General features: G+C 76.7%; 2 protein-coding genes. Both read left to right on the top strand.

Annotation, left to right across the window (positions count from 1 at the left end; translation table 11 throughout):
- Positions 1-110: 110 nt before the first annotated feature.
- Entirely contained in the window at positions 111-7,688 is a 7,578-nt protein-coding gene (locus CXR04_RS03780; RefSeq protein ID WP_101420480.1) for a non-ribosomal peptide synthetase, read from the top strand.
- Positions 7,689-7,766: 78 nt separating this feature from the next.
- Positions 7,767-10,169: an ABC transporter ATP-binding protein/permease gene (locus tag CXR04_RS03775; protein WP_101420479.1), complete on the top strand. Its 2,403-nt coding sequence runs from the start codon at positions 7,767-7,769 to the stop codon at positions 10,167-10,169.
- Positions 10,170-10,241 lie beyond the last annotated feature (72 nt).

Below are 10,241 nucleotides of genomic sequence, written 5' to 3'. Positions count from 1 at the left end.
ATATCCCGCACCCGCTGGCACGATGATCCACATCTTCCTCCCCCGGGGCCGGAGTGCCCCAAGCCACCGTTCTCCAGCAGAGATTGCCGGCACCAGCAGGAGGTACATCGTTGTCCCGTAGCCAGGTCCCCGCAGCGCACGGCGGCGTCGGCGCACCGCGCCGCGACCGGCCGGCCGACGCACCCGGCACCCTGCCGGTGACCGCGGGGCAGCGGGAGGTGTGGCTCGCCGAGCAGCACTCCCCGCGCCAGGGGTCCGCCCTGCGGCTCGGCGAGTACCTGGCGATCGACGGGCCGGTGCGGCCGGACCTGTTCGAGGCGGCGCTCCGCCGGGTCGTCGGCGAGGCCGACGCGTTGCGCGTACGGCTGGTGCCGGGAGCGGACGGTCCCGTACAGGTGCTGGAGCACGAACCGCCGTGGAAGCTCGCCTTCGTGGACCTGAGCGGCACACCCGACCCCGAGGCGGCCGGGCGGGCGTGGGTCCGCAACGACCTGGCCCGGCCCATGGACCTGGCCGCGGGGCCGCTCTTCAGCTTCGCGCTGCTCAAGCTCGCTCCCGACCGGTTCTGGTGGTATCACACGTACCACCACGCCGCGGTCGACGCGTTCGGCTACGCGCTGGTGGCCCGCCGGGTCGCCGAGGTCTACACGGCTCTCGTACGCGGCGGGGAACCGGACCCCTCGCCCTTCGGTCCGCTGGCGGCGCTGGTCCGGGCCGACCGCGCGTACCAGGAATCGGCGGGCCGGGCCGCGGACCGGGAGTACTGGACCCGGCAGTTGGCCGGCTGGACCCGCGCCGACGCGGGCGCCGGGAACGACGCGGCCGCGCGGCTGCCGCAGCCGCGCCCGGCGCCCGGGGCGTCCCCGGCGGAGGGGCGGGCCGCCGCGGATTCCGCGCATCCGGCCGTGCCGTGCACCCCGTTGCTGCCGCTGCTGCGCCCGGAGGCGCTGCGTGCCGCGGCCCGGCGCGCCGGGATCTCCCGCTTCCGGCTGGTGTTCGCCGCCGTCGCGCTGTACGAGCACCGCCGCACCGGCGCCCGGGACGTCGTCGTCGGCCTGACCGTCGCGGGCCGGACCGGACCGGCCTCCCGCACCACCCCGGGGATGCTGGCCAACAGCCTTCCGGTGCGCCTGACCGTACGTCCCGGCATGCCGCTGCGGGACCTCCTCGCCCAGGTCGACGCGCGCATGCGGGAAGCCGTCGAGCACCAGCGCTACCGCGCCGAGGACCTGCACCGCGACCTCGGCCTGTCCCGCGGTCCCGGCACGGCGTACGGGCCGATGGTCAACCTCATCGGCTTCGACTACGACATCTCCTTCGCCGGCCACCGCTGCACCGCCCACAACCTGTCGTTCCCGCTGGCCGCCAACCTCATGATCATGGTGTGGGACCGCCGGGACGGCACCGGCCCGCACATGCGGCTGCACGCCCCGCCGGGTGTGCACGGCACGGCGGAACTGGCCGACACCCAGCGGCGGCTGCTGGACGCCGTGGCACATCTCGCCGACGCCGACCCGGACCTTCCCGTCGGGCGGCTCGACGCGGTGCCCACCGCCGAGCGGCGGCAGTTGCTCGCGCTCGGCGACGCCGCCGCGGCCGCGGCGCCCGCCGCGTCGGTCGCGGCGCTCTTCGAGGCACAGGTGCGCCGGACGCCGGAGGCACCCGCGCTGGAGTCCGACGGCACCGCCCTGTCGTACGCGGAGCTGAACGCCCGAGCCAACCGGCTCGCGCACGCGCTGGCGGCCCGCGCGATCGGGCCGGAGGACATCGTCGCGCTCGTGCTGCCGCGCTCGGTGGACCTCGTCGTCGCCGAACTCGCCGTGCTGAAGGCCGGTGCCGCCTATCTGCCGGTCGACCCCGTATACCCGGCCGCGCGGCGGGAGTTCATGCTCGCCGACGCCCGCCCCGCGCTGGTCCTGGACGACCCCCGCACCCTCGCCGAACTGGCCGCCGGGCAGCCCGACGGCGACCCGGGCGTCGCCGTCGACCCCCGCCGCCCGGCGTACGTGATCTACACCTCCGGCTCCACCGGGCGACCCAAGGGCGTCGTGGTGCCGCACACGGGCATCGCGTCCCTCGTGGCGTTCCACACCGAGCGGCTGCGGATCACCCCCGGCAGCCGCTTGCCGCAGTCGGCGTCGCCCAGCTTCGACGCCTGCACCTGGGAGATGTGCGTCGCCCTCCTCACCGGCGCCACGCTCGTCCTCGCCCCCGGGGACGACCCGCTGGCCGTCCTCACGGAACCCGGCTTCGGCGTCACCCACGCCTTCGCGCCCCCCTCCGCGCTCGCGGCGGTCGCCGCGCAGGACAGCCCCGTGACGACGCTCGCCGTCGGCGGCGAGCCGGTGCCGCCGGGGCTGGTCGCACGCTGGGCTCCGGGCCGGCGGCTCGTGAACGTCTACGGACCGACCGAGACCACCGCGATCGTGACCACCAGCCGCCCCCTCCCGCCCGACGGCACCGCCCCGCCGATCGGCCGGCCGCACTCGGGCACCCGCCTCTACGTCCTCGACGGCGCGCTGCAGCCCGTACCCGTGGGCGCCGCCGGCGAGTTGTACGTCGCGGGCGTGTCCCTGGCCCGCGGCTATCTGCGCCGGCCGGGGCTGACGGCCCTGCGCTTCGTGGCCGACCCGTACGGCCCGCCCGGCACCCGGATGTACCGGACCGGGGACGTGGTGCGCTGGCGCGCCGACGGGCAGGTGGACTACGTCGGCCGCGCCGACCGCCAGGTCAAGATCCGCGGCTTCCGCATCGAGCAGGAGGAGGTCGAGGCGGCGCTGCTCGCCTGCCCCGGCGTCGCCCGGGCCGCGGTCCTCGCCCGCCGCGACCCGCCGGCCGGCGAACTGCGGCTCGTCGCGTACGTCGTGGCCGCCGAGGACGGCCTCAGCGCACCGGTGCTGCGCGCGCGCCTGCGCGCCCGGCTGCCCGCCTTCATGGTGCCGGCGGCGTTCGTCATGCTCGGCGACCTGCCGCTGAACGCCAACGGGAAGATCGACCGTGACGCCCTGCCCGCCCCCGGGCAGGACCCCGGCGAGGCCGCGGGCGCGGCGCCGCGCACCCCGCGCGAGCGGCTGATGTGCGAGCTGTTCGCCGACGTGCTCGGGGTGCCGCGGGTCGGCGCGGACACCGACTTCTTCGCCGCGGGCGGGCACTCGCTGCAGGCGATCCGCCTGGTCGCCAGGATCCGCACCGCCCTCGGCGCCGACCTCGCGCTCAGCGCGCTGTTCGAGGCACCGACCCCCGCCCGGCTGGGCGCCCGGCTCGACGGCGCGGCCCCGGCCAGGCCCGCGCTCACCGCGGACCCGCGGCCCGCAGCCGGGGCGGTGCCGCTCTCGTACGCGCAGCAGCGGCTGTGGTTCCTGCACCGCGCCGAGGGCCCGGCAGCCACGTACAACATCCCCCTCGTGCAGCGGTTCACCGGCGAGCTCGACCCGGACGCGCTGGAGCGGGCGCTGGGCGACGTCGTGGCCCGGCACGAGTGCCTGCGCACCGTCTTCCCCGACACCGGCGGCACCGCCGACTCCGGCGCCGGGCCGCGGCAGCGGATCCTCGGCGCCGCCGCGGCCCGGCCCGCGCTGCCCGTCACCGAGGTGGCCGGCGCGGCGGAGCTGCGGCGGAAGCTGGCGGAGGCCGTACGCTACGCCTTCGACCTGGCCGTCGAACCGCCGCTGCGCGCCGAGCTGTTCGTGCTCGGCCCCGCCGAGTCCGTCCTGTGCCTCGTCGTCCACCACATCGCCGCCGACGGCTGGTCCATGACCCCGCTCACCCGCGATCTGGCGACTGCGTACGCCGCCCGTCTGCGCGGCCGGGAGCCCGACTGGGCGCCGCTGCCGGTCCGTTACACCGACTACACCCGCTGGCAGCGCCGCCTCCTCGGCGCCCCCGAGGACCCGGACGGCCTGCTGCACCGCCAGCTCGCCCACTGGACGGCGGCGCTCGCCGATCTGCCCGACGAGATCGCGCTGCCCCGCGACAGGGCCCGGCCCGCCGTCGCCTCGTACGCGGGCGGCCGGGTCCGGCTGCACATCGACGCCGAACTGCACGCGGCGCTCGCGGACGTGGGCAGCCGCTCGGGCGCCAGCCTGTTCATGGTGCTGCACGCGGGCCTCGCGGCCCTGCTCACGAAGCTCGGCGCGGGCACCGACCTGCCGGTCGGCAGCGTGATCGCCGGCCGCAGCGACGAGGCGCTGGACGACCTGGTGGGCTTCTTCGTCAACACGCTGGTGCTGCGCACCGACACCTCGGGCGACCCCGCCTTCGCGGAGCTGCTGGAGCGGGTACGGGACACCGCGCTGGCCGCGTACGCCCACCAGGACGTGCCCTTCGAGCGGCTCGTCGAAGCGCTGGGCCCGCCCCGGTCCCCGGGCCGGCACCCGCTGTTCCAGGTCGCGCTGTCCGTCGACGCCGACGAGACCGCGGAGTTCACGCTCCCCGGGCTGCGCGCCTCCCGGATCCGGGTGCCCACGCGGACCGCGAAGTTCGACCTGGACATCGGCATCGGCGAACAGCGCTCCGCGACGGGCGAACCCCTCGGCCTGACCGGCACCCTCGACTACGCCACCGACCTCTTCGACCGCGCCACCGTGCAGGAGTTCGCCGACCGCTGGGTGCGCCTGCTGCGGGCGGCCGCGGCCGAACCCGGGCTGCCGATCAGCCGCATCGACGTGCTGTCCGGCGCCGAGCGCCGTCTCCTCGTCGGCAACGCGGACGCGGACGGCGACGGTGAGTCGGCCCCCGCGCGCACGCTGACCGGACTGTTCGCCGCGCAGGTACGCGCCACCCCCGGCGCGGTCGCCGTCGCGGCGGCCGGTACGAAGCTGACGTACGCCCAACTCGACGCCCGCGCCGGCCGGCTCGCGCACGCCCTCGCCGCCCGCGGCGCCGGCCCCGAGGACGTCGTCGCCGTCGCCCTGCCCCGCTCCGCCGACCTCGTCGTGGCCCTGCTCGCGGTCCTCAGGGCCGGCGCCGCCTACTTGCCCCTCGACCCCGGTTACCCGGCCCCGCGGCTGGCCGCCATGGTCGCCGATGCCCGCCCCGTGCTGCTGCTCACGGACACCGCCACCGCCGCCGCCGGGACCCTCGGCGCCGGCGTCCCGCGGCTGCTGCTCGACGACCCGGCGCAGGCGGCAGAACCGGCGGCCCCGCCCGGCACGGAACCCGCGCGGGGACCGCGGCCCGGCCACCCCGCCTACGTCATCTACACCTCCGGCTCGACCGGCGCGCCCAAGGGCGTCGTCGCGCGACACGCGAGCGTCGCCGCCGTCGCGGAGCGGTACCGGGAGCAGGTCTTCGGCCCGGCGGCGAGGCGCGCCGGCGGCCGGCCGCTGCGGGTGGCGCTGACCGCCTCGGTGTCCTTCGACGCCTCCTGGGGGCAGCTCGCGGCCCTCGCCGGCGGCCACGAGCTGCACGTGCCGGACGAGGGCACGTGGACGGACGCGGACCGCTTCGTGGCGTGGCTGGCGGAACGGCGCATCGACAGCGTCGACGTCACGCCCTCGTACATGCAGGTCCTCTGCGACCGCGGCCTGTTCGCGGACGGGCACCACCGCCCCGCCCTCGCCGTCCTCGGCGGTGAGGCGCTGCCACCGGAGCTGTGGCGCGAGCTGCGCGCGGTCCCCGGGCTGACCGCGCACAACATGTACGGGCCCACCGAATGCACCGTCGACTGCGTGCAGGCGCGGCTCGACGGCACCGGCACGCCCGTCCTCGGCCGCCCCGTCCCCGGCGCCCGCGCGTACGTCCTGGACGCCGCGCTGCGGCCGGTGCCGCCCGGCGTGACCGGCGAGCTGTACGTCGCCGGGGCCGGCCTGGCGCGTGGCTACCTGCGCCGCCCCGGCGAGACCGCCCTGCGGTTCGTGGCCGACCCGTACGGCCCGCCTGGCGCGCGGATGTACCGCACCGGCGACCTCGCCCGCCCCCACCGCGACGGCCGGCTCGCATTCGCCGGGCGCGCCGACGACCAGGTCAAGATCCGCGGCCACCGCGTCGAACCCGGCGAGGTCGAAGCCGCCCTCGCCGCCCACCCCGAGGTTGCCCACGCCGCGGTCGTCGCGCGCGCGGACCACCGCGGCGACACCCGGCTCCTCGGCTACGCGGTGCCCGCCGCCGGCGACCCCGACGCGGCGGCGCTGCGCGCCTTCCTCCGCGCCCGGCTGCCCGCCCACGCCGTACCGGCCGCGATCGTGGCGCTGCCCGCGCTGCCGCTGACGCCCAACGGCAAACTCGACCGCCGCTCCCTGCCGGACCCGGGCCCCACCGGCGCCACCCGCACCGGGCGGGCCCCGCGCACCCCGTACGAGAAGGCCCTCTGCGAGCTGTTCGCCGAAACGCTGGAGCTGCCGGAGGTCGGCGTCGACGACGACTTCTTCGCGCTCGGCGGCCACTCGCTGCTCGCCACCCGGCTCGCCGCCCGCATCGGCGAACGGCTCGCCGTCCCCTTCGGCCTCGCCGCCCTCCTGGAGGCCCCCACCCCGGCCGGACTCGCCCGGCAGCTCAGCGCCGGAGGACCGCGGGCCGCGCCCTCCTGGGTGCCGGACCCCGAGGCGAAGCTCAGCCCCGCGCTGCGGTTCACCGCCGCCCCGCCGCCGGCCGGCGGTCCCCGCGAGGTGCTGCTGACGGGCGCCACGGGCTTCGTCGGAGCCTTCCTGCTCGCGGAGTTGCTGCGGGCCACGACGGCCCGGGTGCACTGCCTCGTCCGGGCGGGCACCGCCGCCGAGGCGCGCGAGCGGCTGGCCGCGGCGCTGCGGGCGTACGGCCTCGGCGCGGCGGCGGGCGACCCGCGGACCGTCGCCATCCCCGGCGACCTCGGATCCGTCGACCTCGGCGCCAGGCCGGAGCACTGGGCCCGGCTGCGCGACGGCGTCGACACGATCGTGCACGCGGGCGCGCGCGTCCACCACATCTCGCCGTACACCCTGCTGAAGCCGGCGAACGTCGAGGGCACCCGCACCCTGCTGGGCCTTGCGGCGGAGGGACGGCCGAAGGCGTTCCACCACCTGTCGACCCTCGGGGTGTTCAGGGCGTACGGCGCCGGTGCCGCACCCGTCACCGAAGAGTCTCCGACCGGCGGCGAGCAACACCCGTACGGCAAGGGCTACTCCGCGAGCAAGTGGGTCGCCGACCGGCTGGTGGAGCGGGCGTTCGCCCGCGGCGCGAGCGGCGGCATCCACCGCCTCGGCCGCATCTGGGCGCACTCCGCGACCGGCGCCGTCAACCGCGACGACATGTTCTCCCGGCTCCTGGTGAGCTGTGCGGAACTCGGCTGCCACCCGGTGGATCCCGCGCTCGACGAGGCGCTGCTCCCCGTCGACGTCCTCGCCCGCGCCGTCGTCGCACTGGTGCTGCGGGACGACGGCGGCCCGGGCGCCGTCCACCACCTCCACCACCCGCGGCGCACCGGCACCGGCGCCTTCATGGCGGGGCACGAGCGGTTGTACGGGACGCGCTCCGCGGCGCTCCCGCTCGCCTCCTGGCTGGGGCACCTGCGCGCCGCGGGCGCACGCGGCCGGGAGCTGCCGATCGCTCCGTACCGCGAGTATCTGGAGGACCTGGCCGGGACGGCGGTCCCGAGAGCCCACCCGGTGTTCGACAACGGCAGGACGATCGGGCTGCTGCGGCGGTACGGGGTCGGGATCCCGGAGGTCGGCGAGGCCGCCGTCGACGCCTACTGGACCTTCATGAAGCGCTAGCGCACGCCTGCCGCACGAGACCGACCGTCCGCGCCGCCGCCGCGGCGCGCTGCATGAGAGAACCGGTGGTTGCTTCCGATGACCTCGACCCTGGCCGCAGGCCCCCATGCCAACGGCGTGGCCGTGGCGGCACCGCGCGCCCGCAGCGGGACCGACGGCCGCGCCGCGCCCCGGCCGCGCTCGATCCTGCCCGGGCGGCAGCGCTGGGAAGTCGGCCTCTTCCGCGGCAGACCGGGACTCGCCCGGGTCGCGGAGGCGTCGCTGCGGCAGGCCCCCGGCATCGAGGACGTACGCGTCAACCCGGTCACCGGCCGGGTGCTGCTGCGGCACGACCACACCCTCGCCCCCCGCGACGCCGCCCGGCTGCTGCACCTCGCGGTCGACCGCGTGCTCACGGCCCTGCACACGCCCGCCGCCAACGGCCTGGGCACCGAGCCCGCCGCCCCGCCCGCGTACCTCCCCGAAGCCCGCCCTCCGCGCGGGTCCGAAGGGACCGCGCGCCGGCTGCCCCGGATCCTGGGTCTGGGCTGTGCGGCAGCGGCGGTGCTCGCCGGCGGGCCGCTGCTGCTGCGCCTCCTCAGGCGCCCCCTGCTCACCCTCGGCGCGGCCGCCGTGGCGACGGGCGTCGTCGTCCGGCGCGCCTGGCGCAGAACCGACCGGGCCCGCGAAGGGCCGGCCGGGGCGCGCCCGCAGCGGCACGCCGTGAGACGCATCGTCGGGCGGCACCGGCGCAAGTTCGGCATGGCCGCGCTGCTTTCCGCGCTCTCCACCCTGGCGGAGATGGCGCTCTTCGCGCTCACCCCCTCGATCGTGCTGCTGGTCGCGCGTGGCGGGAGCGCCACCCTCACCCGGTACGGCATCGCCGGCATCTCCGCCCAACTCGGCACCCTCGCCGCCGCCGGCGCGCTCGCCTGCGCCGTCATGGCGGGCACCGGCTACGCCGCCGGCGTCGCCTGGCGCGGGGTGGCCCAGGACGTCGAGGACGACTGGCGGACCCGTACCTACGCCCACGTGCAGAGCGTGGCGCCGGCCGACCTGGAGAACGAGCGCGTGAGCCGCGTCAACGCCGTACTGGCCGAGGACATCGGCCAACTCGGCACGTTCGTCGGTACGAACATGCACGACGTCGTGCAGATGGGCGCGGGGCTGGCGCTCCTCGTCCCGATGTTCCTGCTGCTCGCGCCGCAGCTCGCCTGGATCGCGTTCGCGCCGATCCCGCTCGTGGCCTGGCTCTCGTTCCGCTTCCACGAGCGCGCGGTGGCCGACACCGCCGCCTGCGGCGAGCGCCGGGCGCAGCTCAACAGCCGGGTCACCGAGAACCTGCACGCCCACACGACCATCAAGTCCGCCACGACGGAGGCGCACGAGATCGCCCGTATCGGCGAGCTGAACGGCCGGTGCAGCGAGGCCAACAGGTCCGCGGGGCGCAGCGCCGCGCTGCCGCCGCAGATCCTGCGGCTGGCCGGCGGCTCCGCGCTGGTGGGCACGGTGCTGCTCGGCGGACGGGCGGTGCTGCGGGGCGAGCTGGCGACCGCGGCGTTCGGCCCGCTGATCGAGCTCCCGGGCATCGCCATGCTGAAGCTCTCCCGCGTCGGCAGCGCCTCCGACCACTACCAGCGCACCCTGGCCGCCCTGGAGCGGATCGAGCGGCTGCACGAGCTGCCCGTGGAGCCCGACGGGCCCGCCGGGGACGGCGGCCCGGCCGCCGCTGGCCGGGAACTGCCCCTGCGCAGCCCGCGCGGGCGGATCGAGCTGCGGAAGGTGACCTTCGCCTACCCCGGCCGCGCACCCGTGCTGCGCGACACCTCGCTGATCATCCCGCCCGGCCGGACCACCGCCCTCGTCGGCACCACAGGCGCGGGCAAGACCACGATCGCCAAGCTCCTCATGCGCTTCCGCCACCCCGAGCGGGGGCAGGTGCTGCTCGACGGCGCCGACTTGCGCAGCCTGGCCCTGCCCGACCTGCGCCGGGCGATCGGGTACGTCACGCAGGAGCCGTTCCTCTTCGACGCGACCATCGCGGAGAACATCCGCTACGGCACCTTCCACGCCACCGAGGCCCAACTCGTCGCCGCCGCCCGCACGGCGGGAGCGCACACGTTCATCGACGGACTCCCCGACGGCTACGACACCCGGGTCGGCGAGCGGGGCGCGGCGCTCTCCGGCGGGCAGCGCCAGCGGATCGCGCTGGCCCGCACCGTCCTGCGCGATCCGCCGGTCGTCATCCTCGACGAGGCCACGTCCGCCGTGGACAACGAGACCGAGGCCACCATCCAGCGGGCCCTCGCCGTCTTCGGCGCCGACCGCACGATGCTCGTCATCGCCCACCGGCTCTCGACCGTCCAGTGCGCGGACCGCATCTACGTCATGGGCTCCGGGGGAGTGGTCCCGGAGCGCGGGACGCACGACGAACTGGTCGCGCTCGGCGGCGTCTACAGCTCGCTGTGGAAGCTCCAGTCAGGCGGGTCCGCGCTCGACTAGTCAGGTGGTCATTCCTTCAGGTGGTAACGACACGCGGGGCCTCAAGAAATGCCGCTGAACCGAGACAATGAA

This window comes from Streptomyces sp. CMB-StM0423 (genome assembly GCF_002847285.1).
Classification (GTDB): domain Bacteria; phylum Actinomycetota; class Actinomycetes; order Streptomycetales; family Streptomycetaceae; genus Streptomyces.
The sequence above is the reverse complement of the archived record's forward strand: the minus strand, read 5'-3'. Positions and strand labels throughout refer to the sequence as shown.

Excerpts from the sequence above, each read along its gene's own strand:
- CXR04_RS03775 (WP_101420479.1), top strand. The coding sequence starts at position 7,767 with ATGACCTCGACCCTGGCCGCAGGCCCCCATGCCAACGGCGTGGCCGTG.